The sequence below is a fragment of the Pseudomonas sp. Root401 genome (genome assembly GCF_001425105.1).
Classification (GTDB): domain Bacteria; phylum Pseudomonadota; class Gammaproteobacteria; order Pseudomonadales; family Pseudomonadaceae; genus Aquipseudomonas; species Aquipseudomonas brassicacearum.
Map to the genome: position 1 here is coordinate 533,721 of NZ_LMDO01000001.1, position 26,036 is coordinate 559,756.

Annotated in this window: 21 protein-coding genes; 7 read left to right on the forward strand and 14 right to left on the reverse strand. The window is 59.4% G+C overall.

What is annotated here, in order from left to right; translation table 11 throughout:
* Positions 1-31: 31 nt before the first annotated feature.
* The 6 genes from ASC85_RS02160 to ASC85_RS02185 form a co-directional block, all read right to left on the reverse strand.
* Entirely contained in the window at positions 32-976 is a 945-nt protein-coding gene (locus ASC85_RS02160) for a DUF3829 domain-containing protein (RefSeq protein WP_057448055.1), read from the reverse strand.
* The gene (locus ASC85_RS02165) at positions 973-2,637 is read right to left on the reverse strand and encodes a J domain-containing protein (RefSeq protein WP_057448056.1); all 1,665 of its coding nucleotides are present in this window, start codon (positions 2,635-2,637) and stop codon (positions 973-975) included. The genes ASC85_RS02160 and ASC85_RS02165 overlap by 4 nt, the downstream gene beginning before the upstream one ends.
* Positions 2,634-4,340 carry a molecular chaperone HscC gene (locus ASC85_RS02170; RefSeq protein WP_057448057.1) on the reverse strand — a complete coding sequence of 569 codons (1,707 nt, stop codon included), beginning with the start codon at positions 4,338-4,340 and terminating at the stop codon, positions 2,634-2,636. Before ASC85_RS02170 ends, ASC85_RS02165 begins: the two co-directional genes overlap by 4 nt.
* Before the next feature lie 112 nt (positions 4,341-4,452).
* Complete coding sequence (locus ASC85_RS02175) at positions 4,453-5,220, reverse strand: SIR2 family NAD-dependent protein deacylase (protein ID WP_082534293.1); 768 nt, start codon at positions 5,218-5,220, stop codon at positions 4,453-4,455.
* Positions 5,221-5,235: 15 nt separating this feature from the next.
* A complete protein-coding gene (locus ASC85_RS02180; protein WP_057448058.1) occupies positions 5,236-5,715 on the reverse strand; it encodes a DUF4760 domain-containing protein in 480 nt (159 codons plus the stop codon).
* A complete protein-coding gene (locus tag ASC85_RS02185; protein WP_057448059.1) occupies positions 5,708-6,136 on the reverse strand; it encodes a DUF1810 domain-containing protein in 429 nt (142 codons plus the stop codon). The genes ASC85_RS02180 and ASC85_RS02185 overlap by 8 nt, the downstream gene beginning before the upstream one ends.
* Before the next feature lie 183 nt (positions 6,137-6,319).
* On the opposite strand from ASC85_RS02185, the gene ASC85_RS02190 reads away from it, so the two are divergent.
* Both ASC85_RS02190 and ASC85_RS02195 read left to right on the forward strand, forming a co-directional pair.
* Positions 6,320-7,162, forward strand: coding sequence for a hypothetical protein (locus tag ASC85_RS02190; RefSeq protein ID WP_057448060.1), 843 nt, complete (start codon positions 6,320-6,322; stop codon positions 7,160-7,162).
* On the forward strand, positions 7,149-7,814 hold the full coding sequence (locus ASC85_RS02195) for a LuxR C-terminal-related transcriptional regulator (protein ID WP_082534294.1): 666 nt from the start codon (positions 7,149-7,151) through the stop codon (positions 7,812-7,814). The genes ASC85_RS02190 and ASC85_RS02195 overlap by 14 nt, the downstream gene beginning before the upstream one ends.
* Before the next feature lie 53 nt (positions 7,815-7,867).
* Here ASC85_RS02195 and ASC85_RS02200 read toward each other — a convergent pair whose 3' ends face one another.
* The 8 genes from ASC85_RS02200 to ASC85_RS02235 all read right to left on the reverse strand — a co-directional run bounded on the left by ASC85_RS02200 (position 7,868) and on the right by ASC85_RS02235 (position 18,876).
* Positions 7,868-8,566 (reverse strand): outer membrane protein, encoded by a 699-nt coding sequence (locus ASC85_RS02200; RefSeq protein WP_057448061.1) that lies wholly within the window; start codon positions 8,564-8,566, stop codon positions 7,868-7,870.
* A gap of 85 nt (positions 8,567-8,651) precedes the next feature.
* A complete protein-coding gene (locus tag ASC85_RS33695; protein WP_057448062.1) occupies positions 8,652-9,122 on the reverse strand; it encodes an SRPBCC family protein in 471 nt (156 codons plus the stop codon).
* 57 nt (positions 9,123-9,179) lie between these two features.
* The gene (locus ASC85_RS02210; RefSeq protein WP_057448063.1) at positions 9,180-12,599 is read right to left on the reverse strand and encodes a polyketide synthase family protein; all 3,420 of its coding nucleotides are present in this window, start codon (positions 12,597-12,599) and stop codon (positions 9,180-9,182) included.
* A gap of 74 nt (positions 12,600-12,673) precedes the next feature.
* Positions 12,674-13,774, reverse strand: a complete 1,101-nt coding sequence (locus tag ASC85_RS02215) for an acyl carrier protein (RefSeq protein ID WP_057448064.1) — start codon at positions 13,772-13,774, stop codon at positions 12,674-12,676.
* Between the two features lie 118 nt (positions 13,775-13,892).
* Positions 13,893-15,656 carry an FAD-dependent monooxygenase gene (locus ASC85_RS02220; protein WP_057448065.1) on the reverse strand — a complete coding sequence of 588 codons (1,764 nt, stop codon included), beginning with the start codon at positions 15,654-15,656 and terminating at the stop codon, positions 13,893-13,895.
* A gap of 3 nt (positions 15,657-15,659) precedes the next feature.
* Complete coding sequence (locus ASC85_RS02225; protein ID WP_003201018.1) at positions 15,660-16,271, reverse strand: HAD-IB family hydrolase; 612 nt, start codon at positions 16,269-16,271, stop codon at positions 15,660-15,662.
* On the reverse strand, positions 16,261-17,781 hold the full coding sequence (locus ASC85_RS02230; protein ID WP_057448066.1) for a class I adenylate-forming enzyme family protein: 1,521 nt from the start codon (positions 17,779-17,781) through the stop codon (positions 16,261-16,263). Before ASC85_RS02230 ends, ASC85_RS02225 begins: the two co-directional genes overlap by 11 nt.
* 81 nt (positions 17,782-17,862) lie before the next feature.
* Entirely contained in the window at positions 17,863-18,876 is a 1,014-nt protein-coding gene (locus ASC85_RS02235) for an SDR family oxidoreductase (protein WP_057448067.1), read from the reverse strand.
* A gap of 500 nt (positions 18,877-19,376) precedes the next feature.
* On the opposite strand from ASC85_RS02235, the gene ASC85_RS02240 reads away from it, so the two are divergent.
* From ASC85_RS02240 to ASC85_RS02260, 5 genes are all read left to right on the forward strand, one after another.
* On the forward strand, positions 19,377-19,973 hold the full coding sequence (locus ASC85_RS02240; RefSeq protein WP_003201023.1) for a TetR/AcrR family transcriptional regulator: 597 nt from the start codon (positions 19,377-19,379) through the stop codon (positions 19,971-19,973).
* Positions 19,974-20,206: 233 nt separating this feature from the next.
* Positions 20,207-21,118: a bifunctional helix-turn-helix transcriptional regulator/GNAT family N-acetyltransferase gene (locus tag ASC85_RS02245; protein WP_057448068.1), complete on the forward strand. Its 912-nt coding sequence runs from the start codon at positions 20,207-20,209 to the stop codon at positions 21,116-21,118.
* 115 nt (positions 21,119-21,233) lie between these two features.
* Positions 21,234-23,018, forward strand: a complete 1,785-nt coding sequence (locus ASC85_RS02250) for a type I secretion system permease/ATPase (RefSeq protein WP_057448069.1) — start codon at positions 21,234-21,236, stop codon at positions 23,016-23,018.
* Positions 22,987-24,312 carry an HlyD family type I secretion periplasmic adaptor subunit gene (locus ASC85_RS02255; RefSeq protein WP_177343149.1) on the forward strand — a complete coding sequence of 442 codons (1,326 nt, stop codon included), beginning with the start codon at positions 22,987-22,989 and terminating at the stop codon, positions 24,310-24,312. Before ASC85_RS02250 ends, ASC85_RS02255 begins: the two co-directional genes overlap by 32 nt.
* A 2-nt stretch (positions 24,313-24,314) precedes the next feature.
* The gene (locus ASC85_RS02260; RefSeq protein WP_057448234.1) at positions 24,315-25,688 is read left to right on the forward strand and encodes a TolC family outer membrane protein; all 1,374 of its coding nucleotides are present in this window, start codon (positions 24,315-24,317) and stop codon (positions 25,686-25,688) included.
* The last annotated feature ends 348 nt before the right edge of the window (positions 25,689-26,036 follow it).

Sequence of the window (26,036 nt, forward strand, 5' to 3'; positions counted from 1 at the left end):
GGGTCAGGCGTGGCTTGTACGTTTTAAATCCTCAATACTGAGCCTTCACCGCCGTGTTATAGCGCGACTGCAATTCGTCATAACCGGCCCTGGCGGCGGCGAGGTCCTGGTTCAGTTCATCGGCGTCGGCTCCTGAAACCCAATGTTGCTGCAATCGCTCCAGAGTGGTGAGCCATTCCTTGGCGGCGAAGCTGATGTGGGTCCACACGGGCCGGGTGCCGTTGGCCGAGCGCAAGCGGGGCAGGGCCTGCACTAAGGTTTCAGCCTCCGTCCAACGGATCGTGAGTGTCTGCTGCGCGGCAAGCAGGTGTTCCGGGCTAAGCGGTGCGCCTTCGGTCATGGCGTCGAGTGCATTGATGGTCTGGCGTGCCAGGATCATGAAGCGCAGGGTCTGCCAATGCTGGTCATGGCCCAGGCGTGTTTCGATGGCCGTCAACTGTTGCTCGCGAACGTGCAATTGCGGTTGCTCCAGCGCCTGGCGCAACGGTATCGCTTGGGTACGTACGTCTTGCAGGTTCAGGTTGAAGGCCTGTTCGAGTCGGTCGAGTTCGGGGGAAGGCAGTTCGTTCGACCGGTCCCCCAACCAACGCTCGATGGCCAGGGCGTCAGGCCGTAGGCGGTCATAGGCCTTGACGTAGTTCTTGGCCTGGGTGTTCAGGTTGGCATCGTCGCTATGGAACCAGGGTTTGCAGGGGGCCTGGGTCCTCAGGATATCGTCGGAGCCCATGCCGAATCCGACAAAGCCCCGCCGGGTCGGCCATACATCCTTGGAAGGCACAAGAACGGCGTGATAGTCGGCGTAGCGTTGTTCCAGCAGCTCCGCACCTTCCACCAGGCAAGTGCTAATGGCCTGGATGTCGGTCCAGGATGAAAGGGTCGCTTTGTCGACGGTTTCCGAACTGGACACTCGCTGCACCAGCCAAGCCATCGTTAACAGGACGACAACCGCCGTGATAAAGGCGCGGGTGCTGATCATGGCTGTTTCGCCTGTGAGGTGTCGGGCTTATGCCACTGGGTGGCTGAAAGTTTGGAGGGACATGGCGAGTCCGTCAGTTGGCGGGCGGCGCAGGTACGCTGTGGCCAAGCCTGGAGGCCTTGATTCGCGGCAAGACTCGAGTGGTTGGCCAAGGCATTGCCCAGCATGACGAGGGGCACGAGCATTCCCAGGAACAGGCCGACCAGTACGTCTCCGGGCACGCGCTCATAGGCGCGTGCCATAAAGGACTTGCCGGGTCGGGCGGCGGTGCGTCGGCTCAAGGCGGCGAGCGCAGCGAGGATCCCGAAATAAGTTGCAGCGGCGAGAGCACCTCCGGCCAGGTAGATGGGAACACCCAGCAATCCAACCCAGAGACTTTCACGAATCGGCAAGGGTGCAGGACGTCGCAGGCTCAGCCAATGGCCAAAGCGCGTCTGGATCGATCGGTCGAGGCGCCAGGCACCGCGGCCCAGTACTTTGCAGAATGCATGCAGACCCCAGGCGACGACACCAAGCAGCAGCGCACGCAGCAGCATGTCGATCAAACTGGTGAGGAACGCGCCGCCAAGCTGATACTCGAAGGCCCAGCTCATGTAGGTTGAGGTGCCGAGCAGGGCTAGCGGCACGGCCAGGATAGGCGGTTCGCGACGCAACGGGCGCCATAGCTCGGGGGCCAGTTGAGGCATTTCGTCCAGCAAATGGGGGTAGCGAAGCTGGACGTTGCGATACAGCGTTTCGCCAGCTGCCCAATCTTCGGCGCTGAAGCTCATGCTCAAGTGCATCCGGGCATTTTCATCGGCCGATCCAAACAGCATGCGTGCAGCCTGGGATTCGCTGCTGTCGGAACCCTGGGCGAGGCGAGCCTGCTGCTCAAGGAACGTAGCGCAATGGCTGCGGGCAAGCAGTTGACTCCACCAGGGTTCTGGACACGGGCTATGGTGGCCGGTCTGCTTCCAGCCCTGTTTTGCGCAGATGGCATCAAACAACTGCTCCGACCAAGTCGGTGCTTGCAGGAGGGCCATGGCCAGGCAGCGGTTCAGCCATTGCCGAGCGTCCAGGGTCTGTAGCCACGCACTGGCATCGAGCTTGTGGGCGAGATCGAGAAAGCGTTGGCTATCGTGCCAGGCCTCGGTCAGGCGAGACCATGCCAGATCCATGAGCCTGCCGCGCAGTTGCTCGGTGGCGCCGCCGGGCAGGTCCTCGCGCTGCCAAGGAGTCAGCCAGTGCAACTGCGCAATGGCCGCTTCGGCAAGGTCGTAGGTATCTTCCTGCGTCAGGCAAAGCTCCAGCAGACCGTGTTCGAATTCACGCTCGCATCCATAAAGACGTACCTGTGCCAGACGGTCGCGCAGGTTGGCGGCGTTTATCGCTTCCAGGCATTGTGTCGCCAGACGTTGGCTTGGAGAGGGCCCCGACGGTGCCGGCCTCGGGGCTGGCAGTTCCACTAGGGGCAGCTCGATGGGCATGGGCTGTTCGTCGTCGACCGCTACTTCCTGCTGCCAGTCAGCCCATTCCAATGCCTGCTCGTAAGCCTCACGCAGGCGCTGGAACCCTTCGGGATCTTCGTCTGGGCGATGCTGTTTGAGCAGGCTTGCATACTGGCGCTTGATGCTGCGCTTATCGGCGTCTTCCGGCAGCCCGAGTACCACCCAGCAGGTCATCGCCAGACACCTTCTTCGAGGCTGTCCAGCTGGGCGCTGATCTGTAGCCGGAGTGCGCGGATGTCGTGCAGTTCCTGGGTCTCGAGCATCTGGGCGAAACGGGTAGCCAGCTCATCGATCCGTTGGCGCAGATCACCGCGGCTTTCCTGGTAAAGACGTTCCAGCCGGGCGATCAGCAAGGTATTGGGTTGTTCGTCCCGTGGATGGATCTTCAACGCTTCCAGGGCCTTGAGGCGCTGGCTGATCTCTTCGCTATTCAGCACGCCGGCGTTATTGGCGATCACCAGGTTGCGTCGTTCTCCAGTCTGGACAATCTGCGCATCGGCTTCCAGGAGGCCGTTGGTATCGTAAGTGAAGCGCACGTCGATCCCCACTTCCCCGGCAGGCATGGTCGGCACGGGAATTTCCAGTTCGCCCAGGGGAATGTTTTCACTGATCCGACGGCTTTCGCCCTGATAGACCTTCAGCAATACGACCTTTTGCTGATCTCGGAGTGTGAACACGCGCTTGACCTTGCTCACGGGCACCACGCAGTTGCGTTCGATGATCGGTAGGTAATGGCCGTTTTCGAGCTTGCCGCCGTACTCGACCGCAATTTCGATACCCAGGGAATAAGGGCAGACGTCGGTGAGCACGACTTCTTCAAGTGCCGCGTCGCGGCTTTTCAGCCCTGCCTGCACGGCGGCGCCCAATGCCACGGCTTCATCGGGGTTGAGCTGGATCGAGGGGAAGCGTCCGAACAGGCTGGCGGCCAATTTACGCACGAGGGGCATGCGGGTGGTGCCGCCCACCAGCAACACTTCGTCCAGTTCACTGGCGCGAATACGGGCATCGCGCAAAGCGGTTTCGATAGGGGCTCGAAGGCGGCTGAACAGGGGGGCATACAGATCGGTCAGGCCGGCCTGGGTGTATTCACGACGCCATTCGCGTTCGCCCTGGCGTACTGCGAATGTTGCGCTTGACTCCTGGCCCAGGGATTTGCGCACGCGTTCGGCTTCACGGCGCAGCCGACCGTAGAGCTGCGCGTCTTCAAGGGCCAGTGGCCCCTCGGTGTTGCCCGCCTGTGCGGCAACGAAATCCTGGAGCAGCAGCGTGTCGAAATCTTCCCCGCCCAGGTAGTTGTCGCCGGCGCTGGCGCGTACTTCCATGATTCCTTCGAACAGCTCCAGGATAGACACGTCGAAAGTCCCGCCGCCGAGATCGAACACCAGGAAAGTGCTGGCGTTATCGCGCTGGTGCAAGCCATAGGCGAGTGCGGCCGCGGTGGGTTCATTGATCAGGCGTTCGACCTTGAAACCGGCCAGCTCGCCGGCGATTCGCGTGGCCTTGCGCTGGGCATCGCTGAAATAGGCGGGGACGCTGATGACGGCCTCTTCCACCGGTTCGCCGAAATGCCGCTCGGCATCTTCGCGCAAGCTGCGCAGCACCATGGCCGAGAGCTCCTCGGCCCGGAACTGTCGATTACCAAGCGTGGTGAGACGAGCGCTACCCATATAGCGCTTGAAAAGCGAGGCGGTGACCTGGGGGTGGGTTTGTAGGCGCTCCAGGGCCGTGCGGCCGACCATGACGCGGCCTTCGTCGTCCAGGCCGACCACGCTCGGTGTCAGCCACTCGCCCAATGCGTTGGGTACCAGTTGCGCCGCGCCGTCGCGCCATGCCGCGATCAGGCTATGGGTGGTGCCCAGGTCAATGCCGACAATCATGTCCGTTGGATCTCCTTAATCGTTGCTTCGCAAGGGGCTACCTTCGAGCCGGTCAGTTTATCAAGCCTGTATCGGCGTATTCGTGGAAATTCTTGGGGATCACGGGCGAGTTTTACATGGCGGACCAGTCCAGCGCGTCGACCAGCCTCGGCAACCAGTGGGTCGCATCGCCCACCAGCGTTTTGTCGGAGGCGGCCCCCATCAGTTCGATATTGATATGCACCAGCCAGGCGCCATGCTCAGTTGCCAAGGTCGGAATCCGTGCCGCCGGGTAGACGTTTCCGGAGGTGCCAATGGAGAGCATGACGTCGCAGTCGCGGGCAGCGCTGAAGGCCTGGGCCAGTTCCTGTTCCGGCATCCCCTCGCCGAACCAGACCACATTGGGGCGGATCAGGCCGTTGCAGTGCGGGCAACGCGGGGGTTCCAGGTTGTCGCATTCGGGCCCGACATCCATGGGCAACGCGCCCAGGTAGGAACGGTTGCACTGGAAGCAACGGGCGCTGGCCAGTTCACCGTGAAGGTGAATCACCTCCTTGGATCCGGCTCGCTCAAGCAGGTCGTCGACGTTCTGTGTGATGACGGTCACGCGGGGCAAGTTCTGCGTCAGCCTGGCGACTGCCCGGTGCGCGTCATTGGGTTGCGCCTCGTTAACCAGCGTTCGGCGCCAGCTGTACCATGCCCATACCAACGCAGGGTCTTTGGCGAAGGCGGCGGGGGTGGCCAGTTTCTTAGGGTCGTAACGCGCCCAGAGGCCGGTCGAGGGGTCACGGAACGTGGAGATACCGCTTTGTGCGGAAATGCCGGCCCCGGTAAAAATGGCAAGGTGCCTGGCGGCTCGCAGGCGTGTCACCGTTTCAGCGAAAATGACTTCTGAATTCACCGTCTCATCCCCTCGTCAGACCTGAGAGCATTGCTCGCGCAGCCAATCAAAGTTGCTCCAGTACTTTCGGTCCCCGCCAGGCTGGGCGCGTTTTGTCTCAATGAAAGGGGCAAGTATCTGGTGGCAGTGCTTGATGCTTGGCGCCCAGTTTTCGATGATGATGTGCTTGTTCTTGATCAAGCCGGCACGCAATAACGCTGCGACGACGTCGTAGTTCGCACAGGTCAGCGAGGCGTGCTGGACATGGGTGGCGTTCCATTGGTCATGATGCAGGGTCGACAGCGTGGCGCGAACCGCATGCCGGGCATCGCGGGCCTGGCTGGTTTGCAGGAACTCGACAATCGAAATGATGCTCTGGGCCTCGGAAGCCTGTTGAGTCGCCTTTAGTTGTGCCGTCAGGATGACCACCTGGCGAACAACCAGGTACATCGACAGCAGGGCCACCAAGGCCACGGCCACCTGTACCACCAACGTCCATGTTTCGTAATCAGACATTTTTTCTCTCTTGCTCCTTAAGTAATTCCAGTGTTCTTGAGTCGACACTCACCCCATCCTTTAGCGCCTGGGCATACACGGAATGCTCGCCCGCGGCCGCTGCAAAAAGCGTCAGGCAGGACGCGAATTTCATGGCGTCGACTGTTCCCAGGAGTTTCGCTAACGAGACTTCCGAGTCCAGGACGGCGCGGGTTACGCGCTCGAGTCGTGGTCCCAGAAGTGGGTGATGCACATAGTCGCGCGCCTCTTCCAGGTCGTGCAGGCCGTAGTAGGTGGCGTTCTCGCTGGCACCCAGGCCGCGTAACTGGGGAAAGATGAACCACATCCAGTGGCCTTCCTTATGTCCGCGCCTTAGCTCAAGCAAGGCGTGGTCATAGGTTGAGGCTTGCGCCTGGACAAAGCGCTCCAGTGATTCGGTCATACGAGCCTCTCATAGGGTTTCAAGGCTGAAGAATGAAGCGCGTCCAGGCTCGATCAAGGTGGTGGCTTTATGATGTCATGGTCTGGCGCGTATCGGTAGTCTCGATCATCCCCCCATCCAGGATGAGGGCAAAGCCTATAGCACACTTGCGCTATAGCGCCGCTCGGCGCTCGTCCCTAACCTATGAGCGTTATCGGTTTTTCGATCGATCGCAACGAGCACATCGGGACAAGGATCTGTTTTTTGAAAAGTACACCTGCCAGAAAGTCCAACGTCAATCCGACTTGGCGCAAACGCCTGGCAACGGCGTTCACCGCCTCGACCCTTGCCGTCAGTGGCTGGGGTTGTTTTATCGCCGATGCGTCGGCCTCGACCGCCAGTGCAACGTCTTCAGCCGCTTGCACCAACGAAGCGGACTTTCAGGCCGGGACAGTGGTGGAGTACGAAAGCCGCGACAACCTGTCGTCGGCCATCAGTCGCGGCAAAACCGAGACGTTGGGGCGCGAGGCATTTGCCGACGCCAATCCGGTGGCTTCGGCGCACACCTCGTTCTTGAATAATGCGCCGTTCTTTCTGACGACAACCTTCGCCGAGATCAAGGACGGTCGACTGATTCGTTACGGCGATCGCCATGGCGCCGGAGCATCGTTGGTGACCACCGTCTACCAGCCTCCCGCTTCCACACCGATTGATCTGCAACCTGGGCAGACCGTCACCGTCAGCTACAAAAACAAAGCCGTGAGCGCCGGGGCAACCATCGAGTTCGATGTCGTCGAGAAGCTGACTTACAACGGTCGTGAAACGATCAAGACGGCCCTCGGTACGTTCGATACCTGCAAGTTCACCAATGAAATCTCCACGGGCTCGGCTTCCGCCAACCAGCCGAAAAACGTCGTCGTTGTCCAGAACTGGTTTCCCGCGGACGGACCCTACCGTGGGCAGTCGATCCGATCCGTCACGCCGCCGGCCAATGGCGTTGCGCAGAGAGTCAGTGAAGTCATCAAGATGCAGTATGAGGCGCGATGAGCGACGCGTTTCGGGCCAGAAGATGTGCCGGATCATCGTGGCAGACGAACACCCGCTGTTCCGAGAGGGGATGACGCTGTTACTGGAACGCCTGGTACCTGAGGCAATGATCGATCAAGCAGGGAGCCTGGAAGAAGTACGGACGCTCGCAACGAATGGACAAGCGCTCGATACGCTGATTCTTGATATACGTCTTCCCGGCCTGGGTTCCGTCAGCGAGCTTGCGCAGTTGCGCCAGGCGCTCAAGCACACCGTGATGATTGTGGTTTCGACCCTGGATGACGGCGATGTCATTGGGCGTGTCATGGAGACCGGTGTCGACGGTTTTGTCGGCAAGAGCCTTTCTCCCGACCAGGTCGGCAAGGCCATCGGCGCTATTCGTCGTGGCGAAGTACTGGTCAGGTACGAGCCTTCGGACCCGCTGCCGCTTGGCTCCAGCGATGACATGAACAAGCTCACGTCCCGGCAGCGAGAGGTCTGGCAATTGATTGCCGAAGGCAAGACCAACAAGGAAATCGCCGCAGCGCTTGAGATTTCTCCCTTCACCGTGCGCATTCATGTCTCTTCGTTGATCCGTGCGCTGAACGTCCCCAACAGGGCGGTGGCTGCGGCGCGTTTTGCCGGGCGTCAGGCGTCTGGTACTTTGCGTTAGTCGGGATGATAAATCGACGCCTGGCCAAGGCAAGGCGCCGATCCGTCTAGCGCTTACAGCCAGTACCGCAGGCCAAGCATCAAGGACTGGGCGTTGTATTCGGTTTTCACATCGGCCGGGACCAGGCCCTGGATGTTGCCGTAGTTCGCTTCGCCGGTCTTGAAGTAGCGGTAATCCAGGGACATGGACCAATGCTCGCTCAGCTCGTAAGCGACGCCTGCGCCGAGTTGCCAGGCCGAGACGGTGTCGCGGTGGGTGCCGCCGAACTCGACGCCACCCGCTTCCAGGCCCTTGATGGTCAGCACCGCGTAGCCCAGGCCACCGCCTACATAAGGTGTGAAGCGGCTGAAGGGGGCCGGCAGGTTCGAGACGTCATACCAGAGGTTGGCCATCAGGCTGCTGGCTTCCTCTTCGCCTTTGCCCTCGATGCTGCTTCCGCCCTCGTAGACCCGGTTATTGAATTGGTCCAGGGTGTTGCGGCGGTAGCTCAGCTCCACCTCGGGCCGTAGCCCGACCGGGAACCGCCAGCCCAGTGCCAGCCCGGTGGCGTAGCCCGAGTGCAGCGGTTGATTGTATTCCATCTCGACGAAATCATTGCTGTTCTGGGTCAGGTCCTGTTTAGAGACCCAGTTCACGCCACCCATGCCGCTGATATAGGGGCCGAGGTTGTCGGCGAAACTCGATGCTGGGGCAATAGCCCCCAGGCCAGCGATGGCCATGAGCAGATATTGGCTGTTTTTCTGTAGGTTCATGCTAGATCCGAAATGGGCTGTTATCGATAAGTAAGCAAAGCGAGTCCGGGAAGGCGCGTTCTGCACGCGTGCTTCCGGGAGGCATTCACACGAGGTGCAAAGGCGTCGCGGTTTTCTCGTGTCCTGGGGCACCGATGGCCCGTTGTTCAGCCAGTCGGCACAGGTTGTCCAGTGCCGTGGTCATCGCTGCGGTCAACGCTTTGCGCAGCAGTGCGCGATACAGGAAACTCAACGGCCCGGAAATTTTCGCGCTATGGATGACATGGGTTTCATCGGGAGAAAGCCTGCGCATCTGATGATCGAACTCGAGGTCGATCCACAGCAGCCGTGCACTGTTGCGATAGCTTTCGTGCAGGCTCACGGCTTCCAGTTTCAGTGGCATGTTCAAGCCATTCTTGAGTACACATTTGCCGCGTGTCCCCGCCTGGAAAGGGCCGTCGAGTTGACACTGGCGAACGTCGGTATCCCATAGCGGCGCTTCTGCAAAGTTGCTCCAGATCTTCCAGATTTCAGAAGGGGGCGATTTGACTATGACTTGCACTTTGACATCGTTCACGGCGACACCTTGGTTGTGGGGGGCACGGTCATGCAGGAGGGCAGATCCATTCAATGCTCAGGCCGCCGGCGCGGATTGACTCAGCACCTGGGCGGTAATGCTCGCTTGACCGATTTTTTCGCCCCGGTTGAACAGGTCGATATAGATGCGGTTGGTCTTGAATGCCTGGAGCGCCGCATCAAAGCCGGCTTGCGGCGCCAATGACAGCGGGCTGTTCCTGGGGATGGGGCGATCCAGGGTGAAGCTCAAGGCCAGCAGATTCATCGGGGTATTGAGTGGAATCCGCAGATGGCTGTGGGCGATCTGCATGTAGCACTGGCGAGCGACTTCGAGGAAATACACCATCGAATAGTGCTCGGGATCACCTGCCTGGAAGAAGTGTTCCTGCGGCAGTTTCACCGTGTCCACGCTAAGGCCCTGGGCGACGCCGCTCATGTCACTGACGATGACATTCTCCTCCCTGGCCTTGTGCAACAGGGCCTTGTTACGGCAGGGCCTGGCGGTGAATTCGCCGGCTGGCGATGTCTCGAACGCCGAGCTGTAGGCCATCCCGAGGACGCAGGTGCACATCACTTTCCCGTCTTGCATGACCTTGGCATTGAACATTTGGGGATCCTGGCCTTGCTCGACGTGCAGATCGATCACGCCTTGCTTCTGTACGTATTGCTGGAACTTGATCGTCAGGCTCTTGATGTAGGCGACCCGTCCGCTCAGAGGCGGCATGGCCAGTTCGATCAGTTGCAGCACGCCCTCGAGCAGCAAAATGCCCGGGACGTGATCCAGGGGATGATCGAAGAAGTACGGGTGCGCTTCATCCACCACGAGCTGGGCGTGCAGCGATTGTGGGCTGCGTTGGGCGTTGGCGATCACGATATGTTCCGCGCTGCGCTGCCAGTGCGTCGGGCGCTGGGTTGTGTCGCCACGGTGCAGGGCGAACAGGCTTTCCATGGCGCGAACCCGCACCCGCAGCCCGGAGAGCAGGGTACTGGTGAGCAAGTCGCTGAGTTGCTGTACGTCGACGCCATCGTTCTGCGGTTCGCGGACCAGGCTGACAGGCCGGGCAGGCGTGATGACCTGCTGCAGTTCGTGGGATGACGAATGGGCAAAGCGCAACATGAAGGGATGCTTGATGGGCGAGCTGGCTTCGGCCGCCGTCGGGCTCCATTGGCGAAGCTTTTCGGTAAACAGCCACATCACCGTCTTGCCGGCGTCGCGTACCTCGATCACGGAATGGGTCGCGCCCTTCAACATCACCGCCAACAGGGTCTCGATGCCACTGGCTTCAGCCAGGAAACCGGTCATCTCCTGCAGTGATCCGCTGGCAGGCGTCGCAGCAGGCTGCAACTGACAGACCTCAACGTCTGCATAGTCGCTCGGCGCTTTGCCCAGCTGTCGGCAAGCTTCTTCCAGCGAGTCGGCAGCGTGGGCGAGGACCGCCGCACGGATCACCAACAAGGGTTTGTCAGCGGCCTCCGGTTGATAGCGACGCAGCGCGATCAGCCCCAGTCCTTCCCCTTGCGTGATCGTGCTGCACCGGGCGCGCTCGACCTCGATTTCACCGCTGAAAAAACGCCCTGCGCCGAGCAGCAGCGTGGTGATACCGTCATTGAACCATTGCGGCGAGGCCAGCAAGGTTTGCCAGAACAGGCCCGCCGTGCCGACCAGGGTCTGGTGGAAACCCTTGAAGTCAAAAATCTGCGCCGGGTAGCCGGACAACATGTTCGGCAGCATGGTTGCCACGTCCGTCACCTCGACGCCCGGTGCCGCACCTTGTGCCCGGGAGTAGAAGTTGTGGGCGCTGCTATAGGCATTGCTGAAGCGCTCGCCACCCATGTTGCAGCACATGACCATCGCTGTGCCGGGCGAACCGGCCACGCCTGGCAAACGCCGCAGCAAATGATTGACGCGATCGGTGATCAACAGCTTGAACGGATCGACATGAGCCAATGGCTTGGGGCCCATGCCATAGCCATCGATATCGATGACGTGGTCTTGCGCGAGGAATTTGCCCAGCAACGGTTGACCGGGCGCCGGGGTGTAATCAACGAAGCGCCCATAAGGGAACATGACGGATGGGGCGGCGGGTTGATCGAGTTGCTGCTGGAATGACTGCAAGGAACGGTGGCTGCCCAGCGCCGCTTCAGCCTCGACAATGGCAAGGTCCAGCATCACCACGCCGCTGGCGCTCGCCGGGGGCGCGGCAGGGCGGTCGGCGGGAATGTATTCGTCCACCACCAGGTGCGCGTTGGCGCCGCCGAAACCAAAGCTGGAGATGCCAATGCGGATCGCAGACTGACGCTCATCCAGCGGGTGTACTTGCTGGGTGGCGAGCCGCAGGCAGGTCTCGTCGACCTTGGTGCTGGGGCGGTAACCGGGCTGGGGGGGAATGCCTTTATGGCGCAGTATCATCAAGGCCTTGGCGAGCGAGGCACCGCCGGCAGCGGCCAGGGGATGGCCGATGACCGACTTGATCGAACCGATGGTGATTTTCTTGCCGTCCGGGCGATGGGGGGCAAAGAAGCTGTTCAGCGAGGCCAGCTCCGTTGCGTCCCCCAGCGGTGTCCCGGTGCCGTGGGTCTCGATGTAGTCCACATCGCGTGGATCAAGGCCGCGATAGGCACGTTGGTAGGCCGAGTACTGGGCCTGCTTGCCTGGTGCAAACACCGAGCCTTCGGCGCCGTCGGCGGACATGCCCAAGGCGCGCAGAACGCCCAGGGGATGACGCTGCGCCGTCAGGGCCTGGGCGAGCGGTTCGACCAGAAAGGCCACGGCACATTCGCCTGGCACGATGCCGTCGGCGTCCTGGCCGAACGCTTCCATCCGCGCGCGGGCGGAAAAAGCCGTCAATTGCGAGAAACCCAGGAACAGCGCGGGTGGCAGCACGGTGTTGAGGGCCATGACAATCGCGTTGTCGGCCTGGCCACTGTTGACCAGCGCCTGGGCCATATCCAGGGCGTAGGGGAACGAACTGCACGCGGTGTCTACCGATAACGCCGGCCCACCCAAGGCAAAGGCCGCCGCCAGTTCTGCAACTTGTTCACCCGGTGTGAAGCCCGCCGGTGTGTCGGTTTTTCCGGACACGCCGGTGACGAAATAGCTCTCGTCACTCCAGGAGGTCGCGACCACCAGCGCGGTGCGCTCCCTGTTCAGCGCCGAGCCTTGTCCGGCGAGTTGGGTGAGCAATGTCCGGAGCACTTTCTTGCCGATGGCGACCTGTCGTCCTTCGTGCCGTGACGGGGTCGAGACGTCATCGGCCAGGCAAAAAGCGCTGTCCAGGTACGTGCGATCCCTCTCGCCGGCCTTGGTTGAATAGATCGACGCCTTGTCCAATTCCCAGCGTGTCGGCATTGATTCGATCGGTGCGATCTGCCCTTGCGAGAGCAACTGCCACAGCGCATCCGTGGACGGCGCCCCTGGAAACTCGCCCGCCATTGCGCTGAAGCAAAAATCGCCCTTTGTTGTGACTGCGCCACTCATACCTGTCTCCCTGATCGCCAAAATGCTGGGTGACCTGTTCGATCACCCGGATTCCATTCCTGTTGCTGCCGGGCTCAGCTCAGCCTGGCCAGCAGCGACAAGGCATCCTCAGGCGTGCGACGGGACATCAGCGCTTCACCGGCGAACTCGCTGGCAGAGCACTGTTGCGCCATGGATTGGCAGAGCGCCTCTCGGGCAAAGCCGTTGAGGCCCAGTTGTGCGAACGGCGTCTGGATGTCGATCGACTGCGCGGTGTCCGGGATCAACGGAGAGAGGGCGTTGAGCAGCAGGTTTTCTCCCTGCCCTTGAGTGCCCGTCGTGGCCGCTGAAGGCTCGTCGCCAGGCGCCGCCTGCGGCTGGGGATCGGCCAGGGCGGCTTGAATCAGGGCGATGGTTGCCTGCGGGAACTTGGCGTTGGCCAGTTCGGAGCTGTGGGCCTTGAGCTGTGGCCACATGGCGACTACCGACTCCAGGAAGTCCAGCTGCACCAGCGAATCCAGGCCCAGGCTTTCATAGCTTTGTGTCGGGTCGAGCTGCTCGACCGTAAAGCCGGTGATGGTCGCCAATTGCTCGAGTACCCACGCTTGGACATCCACCGCTGGCGCCTGCGGATCGGCTTCAAGCCGCGCCAGCAAGGCCGTTGGGGTAGGGGCATCGAAGAGTTGCGAGGTCAGGTCTTTCTTTTCCGGGAAGTGCTGGGCCAGGGATTCGAAAATATCGACCAGCCCCAGGGAGTCGATCCCCAGGCTCTCGAAGCTCTGATCAAAGTCGATCTGTTGCGCCTGGAAGCCGGTGACCGTGCTGATTTCGGTACGCAACCATTGCCCGTAGCTGAGTGCATTTGTCTCTTCGACGGCTGCGGCGGCTTCGACGACAGGCGTCGGCGCCAGTATGGTCGGGTTTGAATGAACCGGTTCGAGTACGGGAACACTCTTGTTGACCGCCGCTTCGGTCCCATTGGCATAAACGCCTTCAAGGACTTGTTGATGAGCATTGAAGTAATGCGCAGTGACCGTTTCAGCCTGTTCCAAGAGTCGCAGCAATATTGATTCTTTGGCGATATTGGATTCGCACAGTGAATCAATGATCTTTTCGGAAAGAGAGAAATAGCTATGGGCTATTCTCCCATTGGACACGATGAATTCCTGCACAACATCGTTAAGTTGCAAGCGCATAAGATTCTCCTAACCAAGTCGGTCGATATTTCTATAAGTAAGAAAGATCAAAAATCATGGCCCAGGGCAGGGCCTTGTTTATATCAGTTCATCAAACTGGCAGTAGCCATGGAGCGACTTAAAGTTGGAGTTCCACTGCGTCGGTCTCGCAAGATATTGTTTTTTTGGCACCCTTGAGTAACCCGGACCTTACATTCAGATACGTCATCAGCGTTATTGCATCGGCGCCGAGGAAAGCGATATAGCCGTCAGGACGAATCAGCATCATCGTGCCTTCTTTGGCGTGGTAGCGTTTGTGCAGCCGCCAATCGGGGTCCAGCAAGGTCGAGTGCCAAGCCGGCAGGCCGGCGCTGCTCAGGGCGTCGATCACGCAGTAGGCCTTGATACCTGGGAAGTCCTTTTCCACCGACTTGGCCAGCGTGTAGTAGCCTGGCAGCAACGGCGAAAACTGATCGGCCGCGCTGAAAATCAATAGCGTGAATGTCCCGTGGAACAAGTCGATCAAGCGTTTTGCTGGCATCCCTTGCAGTTGCCACAACTCGACATCGGGCGCCAGTTGCCCGGCGCGAGGCGCTGCGCTCTGGAACTCGGGTTTTTTCCCTTTCTTGTTCCAGTTCTTGCGCTGCTTCTTCGTCAGCGATTCTTGAATGTAGTCACTTTTCTCATAGTGATATTGATGGCCGGAAATCATCGACGGCAGTTTGCGCTGGACCTTTTTGCGGTTGCTCAACAGCGGCAGGACATTGTCGCGCAGCCAGACCAGGGCGCGACGCCGGACCGTAATCAGCCCCGTCAGCCGGTGTGCGGTGTTCTCGACTTCCAGGGCAACCGGGTAGCGCTCTTCGTTGTAGCTGTCGAGCAAGGATGGATTCGCCAGGCCCTGATCGACATAGGCCATTTTCCAGGCCAGGTTATAGGCCTCGGAAACCCCCAGGTTCATCCACTGCCCACCGATGGGGCTGCCGATATGCGCCGAGTCCCCCAGCAGAAACACGGAGCCTTGTTGCATCGATTGCACGCGGCGATGCTGGAAAGAGGCGATGGTGGTCGATGAAATGTTGGACAGCGTCATCTTTTGCCCGCGCCCTTCGCACAAGCGCTGGAAGTTCTCCAGGCTCAAGGACGGGCGCTCGCCTTCTGGCGGCAGGTTGTAGGGCATTTCGATGAACAGCCGATAACGCGATTGGGCGCTGATTGGTGCAACGGCCACATAACCGTCCTGCGCACCCAGGAAAAATGCGCCCTCGTCCTTGCTTCCGGACCACTCGATATCGGCATCGGCGAGCATGAAGAAGCGGTCGTAGGACGAGCCTTCGAAGGTCATGTCCAGGCGTTTTCTGATGTTGCTGCGAGCACCGTCGCACGCGGCCACCCAACGACTGGTGAAGTGTTCGTCGCTGCCGTCGGCATGCTTGAGCGTCATGCGCACCGAGCCCGGCAGGTTTTCGATGTCCATCAGTTCGGTATTCCACTCCACCTCGGCACCCAGCTCCCTGAGCCGCTCCAGGAGAATCTTCTCCGTTTGCGGCTGTGGCAGGCTCAGGAGCAGGGGATAGGGCGCGTCCAGGTAGGAGAAGTTGTAGTTCAGTACCCGCTTGGCATTCGACTGCACCGAAAACTGGTTGATCGTGAAGCCGTCGCTGATGGCTTGCTCGGCAACGCCCAGGTCCCGAAAGATTTCCAGGGTCCGGGAATGGATAGCCATCGCCTTGGTCGCCGTCGAGGGGCCGGCGTTCCTTTCAATGATGCGGAACGACACGCCCCATTTCTTCAACAGGATTGCCAGGGACAGGCCAACAGGACCGGCACCTACGATCATCACGGTCGGGGCGCTGCCAGGTCGCTGGAAATGCTTGGGGGCCAACGTGCTCAGAGTGTTCATCGATCAGTACCAGTTTCTGTAGAAGGGAGAGTTGGCAATGCCGAGCAGGGCATCGTCGCCTGATGAATCGCCGTAGGCATAAATGTAAAAATCATCAAGGTTGCTCAAGCAGCCTTTGAGCCGCGTGACTTTCTCTCGCTCTACACAGTTGGTACCGGATATCCCGCCGGTCAGCTTGTTCTTTGCCGTTGCCAGGCGGGTGCCGCACACATAGTCAAAACCGGCGGCCTGGCCCCAGGGGATCAGGTAGTTTTCCGGCGAATTGCTCACCAGCGCGGTGACGTGCCCCATGGACTGATGCCATTGCAGTCGCCGCAACGCCTCGGGCCTGAGCCAGAGCGGCAGCAGCTCGCTGATGAAATACTTGGCATGCTCGCGCTCTTGCTCCACCGACAGGCCGCCCAGGTAACAGGCAATGAACGCCAGGCGCGCTTGCATCAGCGGGGTGATGCCGACGATCACGCTGAGCATCTTGGGTAGCAGGGGAATGATCCGCAGCCAGAACGAACGGGTGCCCACGATAAAGCGCATGTAGCGCCAGAACGTGTGCCGGTCGGTCAACGTGCCGTCGAAGTCGAAAACGGCCAGGACCGGTTGTGTGCTGTTAGCGTGCATGTGCCTCTTCCTTGAGAGAAGTAATCTCGATGGTCTTGGGCAGCTTGAAGCCCGATAGGTAGCGCGAAAGCAGGGTGGACAGCGCGTTCTGGGTCAGCTCGCCGGTTCCTTCGACGCACAGGTGCAGCACGTTGACTTCCTTGTGGTCCGGGACGATATAGGCTTTGGCGCGCACCACGTCGGGGTGCTTGAGGGCGACGGATTCGATTTCCACCAGGTCGACCATCTGCGCCTTGATCTTCGAGATTCGCAGGCGTTGGCAATAGAAAAACACATGCCCATCGTCGTCCTGCCAGACCAGGTCACCGCTGTGGAACCAGCCATCGCGGAAGAACCGCGCGTTGGTGTCCTCGGCATCGTTATAGCCGTCGATCACCATCGAACCGCGTATCAGCAATTCGCCGATACGCCCAGGCGCGACGTCCTGGCCCTGGGCATCGACGATGCGCAGCTGCACACCGCTGATCGGCTGGCCCATGGCGCCACGGTGGACCGGACCAATCGAGCTCTGGACGATCACGGGCATGCTTTCGGTCAAGCCATAGCCCTGCAGCACCGGATTGCATCCCAGCAGCCTTCCCAGTTTCTCGGCTTCGTCGGCCGGCAGGTGGCTGCCGCCCGAGTAAATCATCAACTGCGGGTGCAACGGCAGGAGCGCGCCTTTGCGCTTGGCCAGGCGCGTATTGAAATAGCGAATGACGTCGGGCACCAGGCAGGCAAAGGTGACCTGATGTTCGGACAGCACTTCAGCGAGGTCTCGATTGAGCAGGGTGTTGGTCATCAGCAGGGTGGCGCCAATGCTCAAGGGAAACACCATCATCACGGACAGGCCGAAGATGGCATACAGCGGCAGCGTCACCAGATGAACGGATCCGACGCCCTGTAGATGAAAGTGCTCATGCAGCCCGTCGCTCGATTGCGTCAGGTCGAGATAACGGTGAGAAACAGCCAGGGGCCTGCCGATGCCACGATAGGTGAATTGTACCGAGACGATCGGATTGCCCTCGGGCAACAACAAGGGTTCGATCTGGCAAGGCAGTTGAGAGATGGCCGTTGCGTTGGCGGGCAGGGGCGATGACGGTTCGCTCCCACCGTCCAGCACCAGGGAGTGGCTGACACCGTTGCCAGCCTGGAAAACCTCACTGTGTTGCACCCATAGCGTTTCGGTCGTGACCACGAGCGTCGGCCTGGCGAGGCTGACGACACTGGCCATTTCGAAGGGGGTCAACTTGTAGTTGAGGATGACCGGAATGGCACCGCGCCCGATGATCGCCAAGTAGTAAGCGATAAACGCCACACCATTGGGCAGCACCAGCGCTACTTTGTCGCCAGGCAATACACCGAGCGCTGTAAGAGCGCCATTGCATTGTTCAGCCTTGATACGCAACTCGCGATAAGTAACGGTATCTTCTTCCGTGTCCAGATGCCGAATAGCAACTTGTTCGGGGAACGATTCCGAAAAACCGACAAAGCGATGCAGAAAACCTTCTTTATATGAAAGGCTTTTCATTTACCAACCTCTCTCAATCCTTGGATGTATGGCTAGTCAAAAAAAGTACTACAGAGGCAGGCTATATATGAATTGTTTCAATTAAGCATCTGTGTAGTTGTTATTCCGATACCAGTCCAGGGTATCGGTCAGGGTCTCAGCAACAGGGCGGAACTTGCACTCCAACTCCCTTGAACTTTTGTTATGGCTGAAATGAGTACGGCCTTGTTCTTGCTCCATGAGCTTGACCGTGGAGGTACTGATGAGCACCGGTTTTTTTGTGATCCGGTAATAACCTTCATAAATAAGCGCGATGATTCTCAGCATGAACAGGGGCACTTTTCGCTCTGGGGCTTTCACGCCACTGACGCTGGACAGCGCCTGGAAAATGCTCTTCATGTCCATGTGATTGCCGGCGGCCAGGTAGCGTTCTCCTGACCTGCCGCGGGTGATGGCCGCGATTTGATGCTCGGCCACATCCCGGGCATCGACAACGGAAAAGCTGCCGGGCAGTACACCGGGCAATTTTTGTCCGACAAAGTCGAGCAGAAACTGTCCTGAGGAAGTAGGGCCGATATCGCCGGGGCCGAACATCCACCCTGGCAGGACCATGGCGATAAACATGTCCGGGTGCTGGGTCAGGAATTGCTGGACCTTCTGTTCGGACAATATTTTGCTCAAGTAGTAATCGTCAGCCTCCAGTTCACTGCGAGACATGGTTTCATCGATCACTTGATCCCGATTGCCCTTCAATACGGCAATGGAAGAGGTGTGGACTGCACGACGGATACCGGCGTCATAAGCGGCTTGCAACAAGCGCTCGGTGCCGGTCACATTGGTGTCATACAGTTTTTGCCAATGTTTCCCGCCTTTGTAACTGTCGCGGAAATAGGCCGCCGTATGAAACAGGGCATCACAGCCTTGCAGGGCGTGGGCGAAGGCCTCGACATTAAGCATGTCGCCTTCGACAAACTCCACAGGCAGGCTGCCGAACTGTTTCCTGGCTTTCTCTACGGAACGAACCAGCGCTTTTACTTTGATGTTCCGCTTTAACAGCGCACGAACGACATTATTCCCGAGCAGGCCAGTAGCGCCTGTAACGAAGGCATATTCCATTAAAATCCCGCTCCTGTGAGGTGACCTGGCATTGCATCGAAAGCGGTGTCACTGACTCGATGCGCTGATCAGGCGTTGGGCTCCACCAACGGCGCAAGTAAAAACCATTCGGTATCTGAAAATCAAGTGGTATTTCGTCGGATTGACGAGCTGACGGCTCTGCACCGGGCTTCATGCGCGTTTTTTCACGATCCAGCGTGGGGTGTCGGACAGGAAAATATCCGGTTCGAGGGATGTCAGGGACTCATCAAACGGGGCGAAACGAAGATTTTGATTGCTTCATATCCGAGCAAAAGTGTGGCGGGTAGCCCATCTAGCGTGCCTTTCCGGCTGTTCCAACTACATGGCACATACATGGCACTTTTTGAAAGTTAAAATGTAAATGATTGAACAAGGCGCGTATAAGATATGATGGCGAAAACGGGTTACGTACAGTGAGTAGTCGATTCGTTGCATCCAGTTACACATAGCTATCTTATTTGGCCAAAGGAGCCGAGGGCGTGATTAAGAAGAGACTAGGTCGAGAAGAGAGCCAGCAAGTAACAAGAGACAGATTGTTCGACACAGCCACTGAGCTGATGATCCGAAAGGGCTTTCATGCCGCCAGCGTCAACGTTATCGCCGAAGAGGCGGGCTTTTCCAAAGGCGCCTTTTTCTCAAATTTTTCAAGTAAATCGGACTTGCTCCTGCAATTGACTCAACGCTTCAAGCGAGTTGAGATCGACCGACTGAGTACGACCCTGGCATCGGGATATTCGGCGGAGCAGTTGAGTCACGGCTTGAATGCCTATATCGACACGCTGAAGAACAATACCCGCTGTGCAATCCTCGATGCCGAGTTGCAATTGATCGCCTTGCGCGATGAAGAATTCTCGCCGCATTACTACGACTTGCATGAGGAAAATAGCGAGGCCTTGGGCAAGTTGATTACCATCATATTCAATCACGCTGGCAAGAAGCCGCCGCTGGCCTACGCCGCGCTTGCCAAGACCTTCACCGCCCTGGCGGAAGGCCTGATATTGCAAGGGCATAAAGACCCGGCTGTTGAAATCAAGCTGGTGTTGAACTCGCTCATCCAGACCGCAGAGCCTCTATAAGCCCTTGGCGTTATCGCTGATAGGCCAGCAACCTGTCCTCTAGAGCAGAGCGGCAATGCCACAGGCCTGGAAGGGTCTTGACGTTATCCTGGGATTTGGGCCGCAAAGCTTGACTGAACGCATTGATGGGTATTTAGTTGCACGGCACAACTAATAACTCATTGCGTCCGAGGTCCCCCGTGAACCAGTGTCCACCAGATCTGATTGAAAAAATCCGTTCGGCGTCGCGCCTCATGGTGCGGGAGCTGGGGTTCATGCACACCACGCTGGCTGCGACGGGTTATCCGCCGTCGTCGGTGCACACCATAGTCGAACTGGGCAATCGTCAATCCCTGACGGCAGGCGAGCTTGTCGAGCTGCTTGGCCTGGAAAAGTCCAGCGTAAGCCGGATGGTTCGCAAGCTCGTCGAGGCCGGTGAGATTGAAGAAATTGCCCATGAGCAAGATGCCCGCGCCAAACGACTACGACTCACCGCACAGGGGCAAGACACCCTTCGAGCCATCGATGCTTTCGCCACCCAACAGGTTGTCGCGGCCATGTCTTATTTACCCAGCGAGCAATGTCAGACCGTGAGTGAGGGGATTGCCAGCTATGCCGTCGCATTGCACGCTCATCGGCTCGGTGCAGAGCCACCTGCGCCGGCGCAGTTGGAGATTGCCCGAGGCTACCGGCCTGGCGTCATTGGCCGCATTGTGCAAATGCATGCGGACTATTACGCCAGGCATTCAAACTTCGGCCAGTCGTTCGAAAGCCTGGTGGCATCGGACATGGCGGAACTGATGGGGCGTTTGCACAACCCGCGCAACGAAGTCTGGGTGGCCCTGGATGGCGAACGAGTGGTCGGTTCAATTGCCATCGACGGCGAAGGAGAGGGCGGCAGTGCGGTGCTGCGTTGTTTCATCCTGGATGATGCGGCGCGAGGCCAGGGCGCTGGCAGACGCTTGTTGGCTGAAGCGATGAAGTTCTGTGACGAGTGGGGCTTCAGTTCAACGAGCCTCTGGACGTTCCAGGGGCTCGATGCTGCCCGCAAGCTGTACGAGGCTTTCGGTTTCAAGTTGGAACGGGAGCAAGAAGGGCAGCAATGGGGGCGGCCTGTTATGGAGCAATGTTTTGTACGACCGGGCCCAGCCGCCTCGCCAATTTGAAATCGTATCGGTCGGCGGTGTTGGATGCCCTCACAAACAATCTGGCCAATTGCTACACGCCGTTGTCAGGCATGATCTAAGCTCCAGAGGAGGGTTACCCGAGCAGGGGGTTTCAATGCGAAGCGCACCTGAAAACAGCCTGAAAAAGGCTCTGAAAGCCTGCCGGGACAGCTTCATTTCTGTCGGGTTTTTCAGCTTTTTCATCAATGCGCTGATGCTCGTCCCCACGTTTTACATGCTCCAGGTCTATGGGCGAGTGATCACCAGCGGAAGTCTCACGACCCTGACCATGCTGACGCTGATCACGACCGTATTGCTGGTGACCCTCGGTTCACTGGAATGGATCCGTTCGCGCGTCATGGTTCGGGTCAGCACCCGACTGGATGTGATGCTCAGTCGCCAGGTCTACAAGGCCAGTTTCAGACGGGCCCTGGAAAGTGGCGGCATGGACGCCTCGGCCCAGTCGCTCAATGACTTGACCGGCTTGCGGCAGTTCCTCTCGGGTAACGGCTTGTTCGCGTTTTTCGATGCGCCCTGGTTGCCGATCTATATCGCGGTGATGTTCCTGTTTCATCCCTGGTTTGGCTGGGTAGCGACGGGCAGCGCGCTGTTGCTGCTCGCGCTCGCCTTCGTCAACGAACGACTGACAGGGCCGGCGCTGGACCAGGCCAACAAGGAGCACATCGGCGCGACGCTCTACACCACCAAGAACCTGCGCAACGCCGAAGTCATCGAGTCCATGGGCATGCTTGAAACCCTGATGGATCGCTGGGGACGGCGGCAACGCAACGTGCTGTTGCTGCAATCGACGGCGAGCGACAGCGGGGCGATCATCACCACGTTGTCGCGCACCTTCCGCATCCTGGTGCAATCGCTGGTGCTGGGGTTGGGGGCCTACCTGGCCGTGGACAATCAGGTTGGGGCCGGCCTGGTGTTCGCCGGGTCCGTGTTGCTGGGACGTGCGCTGGCCCCCATCGACCTGATCATCGGCAGTTGGAAGGGGTTTATCGCTGCTCGTTCTCAATACAGCCGTCTGAATGACATCCTCGACAAGCAACAGGCGCAACCTGAGCGTATGTCTTTGCCGGCGCCCCAAGGGCATGTCCAGGTCGAGAACCTGATTGTCGCGGCCCCCGGGTCCAGGACGCCGATCCTCAAGAACATCAGCTTCAGCGCACCTGCCGGCTGCATGGTGGGCATCATCGGTCCCAGTGCGGCGGGAAAGTCGACCCTGGCCAGGGCGTTGCTGGGCGTCTGGGCCGCGCAGCACGGGGTGGTTCGGCTCGATGGCGCCGACATCAGCACTTGGGACAAGCATGAGCTTGGGCCCTATATCGGTTACTTGCCCCAGGACATTGAACTGTTCGAAGGCACCATCGGCGAAAACATCGCTCGCTTCGCCGCAGTCGATTCGGTAAAGGTGATCCAGGCGGCCAGGATCGCTGGCGTTCACGAAATGATTTTGCAGTTGCCAGACGGCTACGACACCGTCATTGGCAGCGAGGGCCTCATGCTTTCGGCGGGGCAGCGCCAACGCATCGGACTGGCCCGGGCCTTGTATGGCAGTCCACGGCTGATCGTTCTCGACGAGCCCAACTCCAATCTTGACGACGTCGGTGACCGCGCCCTGGCGGCAGCGATCCAGCAACTGAGGCAAACCGGCGCGACGCTGTTTGTCATTACCCATCGGACCAACATCGTGTCGCAGCTTGACCGGCTCATGGTGATGAACGCTGGGGTTATCAGTCTCTACGGGCCACGCGAGCATGTCCTGGCCGAACTTAACGCGCAGCGACAGCAGGCACAGATGCCAGCCGTGCCCGCAAGCACCGGCACGGCTTCGGTCGATACCGGCAAGGGTGATTCCGATGAACCCCATGGTGCCCAGTCGTCACATTGAGAGCTTCGCCGACCTGCCTACATCCGATCACAAGATTCGTCGCCTGGGCGTTGTCATCATCGCGGTGATCTTCGGTGTGTTCGGCACCTGGGCGGCCGTCGCCCCCCTCGACGGTGCCGCGTATGCGCCAGGCGTGGTTACCGTGCAGGCTTATCGAAAAACCGTCCAGCACCTTGAAGGCGGCATTGTCAAAGCGCTGCTTGCCCACGATGGCGACATCGTCAAGCGTGATGATCCGCTGATCATTCTGGATGACGCCCAACTTCGCTCTGAATACGAGATGGCTCGAGGCCAACTGATTGCGGCCAGGGCCATGGAGGCGAGGCTTGTTGCCGAACGCGACAGTTTGCCAGCGATCGTTTTTGGAGACATTGCCGAGCCCGACAGTGTGCGGGGCGTGGAGGCGCGCCAGGGCGAGACCCGGGTATTCAGCGCTCGACAAGGTTCACGACTGGGTCAGATCGCGGTGCTGCGCGAGCGTGTTGGCCAGTTCCGCCAGCAGATCAAGGGACTGGAATCGATGGTGGGTTCCAAGGTTCATCTGGAGAGATCCTACAGCGGCGAAATCGCTGAGTTGACCGACCTTCTCAAGCAGGGGTTCGTTGACAAGCAGCGCCTGCTTGAACAGGAGCGCAAGTTGGGGCTGCTGCGTTCAGAGGTTGCCGATCACCGCTCCGCCATTGACCGGACACGCCTGCAGATCAACGAAACGCAGCTGCAGATCCTGCAAGTCGACAAGGATTTCAATGCTGACGTCGTCAAGCAATTGGCCGAGGTCCAGACCCGGATCTACGACCTGCACGAGAAAACCTCGGCGCTGGAAGACCGGCTCGCTCGTATCGTCATCCGGGCGCCCGAGGCGGGCATGGTGATCGACATGACGGTGCACACCATTGGCGGGATCGTGCGTCCGGCGACGCCACTGCTCGATATCGTGCCCTCGGTGTCCGATCTGATCATCGAGGCGCAGGTGGCACCGGTGGACATCGATCGCATCGCCATCGGCAAGCGTGCCGATATCCGTTTCGGCGCATTCAATAGCGACACTACGCCGGTGATCGAAGGACAGGTCAGCAGCGTGTCCGCAGATCGAATGACTAACGAAAAGACCGGGACGGCCTATTACCTGGCGCGAGTACGGGTGACCGAGAAGGGGGCACGCACATTGGGTGAGCGCAAATTGTTGCCGGGCATGCCGGCGGACGTTTTGATTATCACCGGGCAACGCACGCTACTGCAGTATTTGATGCAGCCCGCTCGCAATGCACTTTCTCAATCAATGATCGAGGAATGACCATGGTCGCGTCGACAGCTTGGCTAGGCTGTGTCTTGATGCTCGCAGCAGGTGCCGCCCTGGCGCAGACCGAGGCTGTAGCGCCCACCGGAATCAACGCCTCGACGTTCTCCACCGACCTCATGCAGTTGTATCGCGAGGCACGGCTGGAGGATCCGCAGATACTGGCGTCCTATGCGCAAGCGCAGGCGGGTCAGGAGCATCAGCGCGAGGCCATGGGCGCGCTCTTGCCGCAGTTGTCGTTCAACGCCGGGTCGAACCGGATTCACCAGGAAAGCGATCTGGTGCAGCGCAGTTTCGATAGCGAAAGCTACGGCCTGGTGCTGCGTCAGTACCTCTACAACAAAGCTGCGTGGGAGAACTATCAGAAGTTCAAGAGCCTGGCCCGGCAGTCCGAATCCCAGGCCCTGGAAACCCAGGCCGAAGCCTCGGTGGAACTGGCCCAGCGTTACTTCACCGCGCTGGCGGCCGAGGATGAATTGCAATTGGTGCGGGCAGAGCGTCGAACCACCCAAAGGAGCCTGGACCGAATCAATGCGTTGTACGAAAAACAGCTGGCATTGATCACCGATCAACTCGATCTCAAGGCCCGGGTGGATCTGCTCACGGCCCAGGAACTGGACGCTCGCAACCAGGTCAGCCTCAGTCGCGAGGCGCTGGCGGAGATCGTCGGCCGGCCCGTCAAAGAGCGACTCAACCGGATTCGTGAAGACCTTCAGTTGCAAGTCTCGGCACACAGCCTGGAGACCTGGGTCCGCGATGGCATGGCACTCAACCCGGCGCTCAAGGCCAACGAGAGCGGCGTCGAAGCGGCGGGCGCAGCGTTGCGCAGCGGCAAGGGCGGGCACTATCCGACCCTGAGCCTGAACCTGAGCACGCAACAGACCAATGAGGGCTACAACAACTCCCAGGCCCCCCGCACCGACAGTTATGTCGCCGGGATAGGTATCCAGGTACCGCTGTACAGCGGCGGCTCGACCTCGGCGCGGGTCCGTGGGCTCTACCAGGATCAAGTGGTCGCCGAGCAGCAGTTCGAAGCAACCCGGCGCCGGGTGGTCAAGGAGATCACCAACGCCTACCTGACCGCCAATTCCAATGGCGAAAAAATCGGTGCGAACCGGCTGGCCCTGGAATCGGCACAGTTATCCAGGGTAGCCGCCGAGAAAGCGCTGAGTTACGGGATGGTCAATTCCGTCGATGTCCTGGCCAGCGTACGCAATGAGTTCCGCGCTCGGCGTGACTTGCTTAAAACCCAATACGACTTTCTCAGCAACGTGCTGATCCTGAACCGCTGGGCGGGGAAACCACCGGCCGAGGGTATCGAAAATTTAAATAGCTGGTTAAGTTCCGGCAGCGTTGGCCAGGACTTTCGCTGATCGGGATAGGCCCATGGGACATTCCGTTGGCTGATTCGGAGCAGATTTTTGACGATATGTTGACTTCATGTTTATTAGGCGCTGTAAGTGCATGCCGCTCGTCGATTAATTGACGATTTTCTCTCGGCCTCATACAGGCCGCCAATGCCTCGCACCTGGCTTAACGAGCTGATTTAGCGAGTGTTTTTTCACCTTTCGGGAAGGTTGGGCAGACGGGGCGGTGCCAAGCCTCGGTCGACGACTGGCTGATGGGCCGCCAGTGGCGCGCTGGGCTGGCCTAGACTCAGCCTACGAGCTCGAAAGGGGCACATTATCATGTGTAAGTTGTTGATAATTATTCCTATTCAG

What these genes read in the sequence shown, in the direction of transcription:
- ASC85_RS02245 (WP_057448068.1), top strand. Translation starts at nt 20,207, where the DNA reads ATGGTGCGGGAGCTGGGGTTCATGCACACCACGCTGGCTGCGACGGGT.
- ASC85_RS02260 (WP_057448234.1), top strand. Translation starts at nt 24,315, where the DNA reads ATGGTCGCGTCGACAGCTTGGCTAGGCTGTGTCTTGATGCTCGCAGCA.
- ASC85_RS02230 (WP_057448066.1), bottom strand. Translation starts at nt 17,781, where the DNA reads ATGAAAAGCCTTTCATATAAAGAAGGTTTTCTGCATCGCTTTGTCGGT.
- ASC85_RS02160 (WP_057448055.1), bottom strand. Translation starts at nt 976, where the DNA reads ATGATCAGCACCCGCGCCTTTATCACGGCGGTTGTCGTCCTGTTAACG.
- ASC85_RS02185 (WP_057448059.1), bottom strand. Translation starts at nt 6,136, where the DNA reads ATGACCGAATCACTGGAGCGCTTTGTCCAGGCGCAAGCCTCAACCTAT.
- ASC85_RS02250 (WP_057448069.1), top strand. Translation starts at nt 21,234, where the DNA reads ATGCGAAGCGCACCTGAAAACAGCCTGAAAAAGGCTCTGAAAGCCTGC.
- ASC85_RS02235 (WP_057448067.1), bottom strand. Translation starts at nt 18,876, where the DNA reads ATGGAATATGCCTTCGTTACAGGCGCTACTGGCCTGCTCGGGAATAAT.
- ASC85_RS02215 (WP_057448064.1), bottom strand. Translation starts at nt 13,774, where the DNA reads ATGCGCTTGCAACTTAACGATGTTGTGCAGGAATTCATCGTGTCCAAT.
- ASC85_RS02200 (WP_057448061.1), bottom strand. Translation starts at nt 8,566, where the DNA reads ATGAACCTACAGAAAAACAGCCAATATCTGCTCATGGCCATCGCTGGC.
- ASC85_RS02170 (WP_057448057.1), bottom strand. Translation starts at nt 4,340, where the DNA reads ATGATTGTCGGCATTGACCTGGGCACCACCCATAGCCTGATCGCGGCA.
- ASC85_RS02190 (WP_057448060.1), top strand. Translation starts at nt 6,320, where the DNA reads ATGAGCGTTATCGGTTTTTCGATCGATCGCAACGAGCACATCGGGACA.
- ASC85_RS02180 (WP_057448058.1), bottom strand. Translation starts at nt 5,715, where the DNA reads ATGTCTGATTACGAAACATGGACGTTGGTGGTACAGGTGGCCGTGGCC.
- ASC85_RS02225 (WP_003201018.1), bottom strand. Translation starts at nt 16,271, where the DNA reads ATGCACGCTAACAGCACACAACCGGTCCTGGCCGTTTTCGACTTCGAC.
- ASC85_RS02220 (WP_057448065.1), bottom strand. Translation starts at nt 15,656, where the DNA reads ATGAACACTCTGAGCACGTTGGCCCCCAAGCATTTCCAGCGACCTGGC.
- ASC85_RS02210 (WP_057448063.1), bottom strand. Translation starts at nt 12,599, where the DNA reads ATGAGTGGCGCAGTCACAACAAAGGGCGATTTTTGCTTCAGCGCAATG.
- ASC85_RS02255 (WP_177343149.1), top strand. Translation starts at nt 22,987, where the DNA reads ATGAACCCCATGGTGCCCAGTCGTCACATTGAGAGCTTCGCCGACCTG.
- ASC85_RS02195 (WP_082534294.1), top strand. Translation starts at nt 7,149, where the DNA reads ATGAGGCGCGATGAGCGACGCGTTTCGGGCCAGAAGATGTGCCGGATC.
- ASC85_RS02165 (WP_057448056.1), bottom strand. Translation starts at nt 2,637, where the DNA reads ATGACCTGCTGGGTGGTACTCGGGCTGCCGGAAGACGCCGATAAGCGC.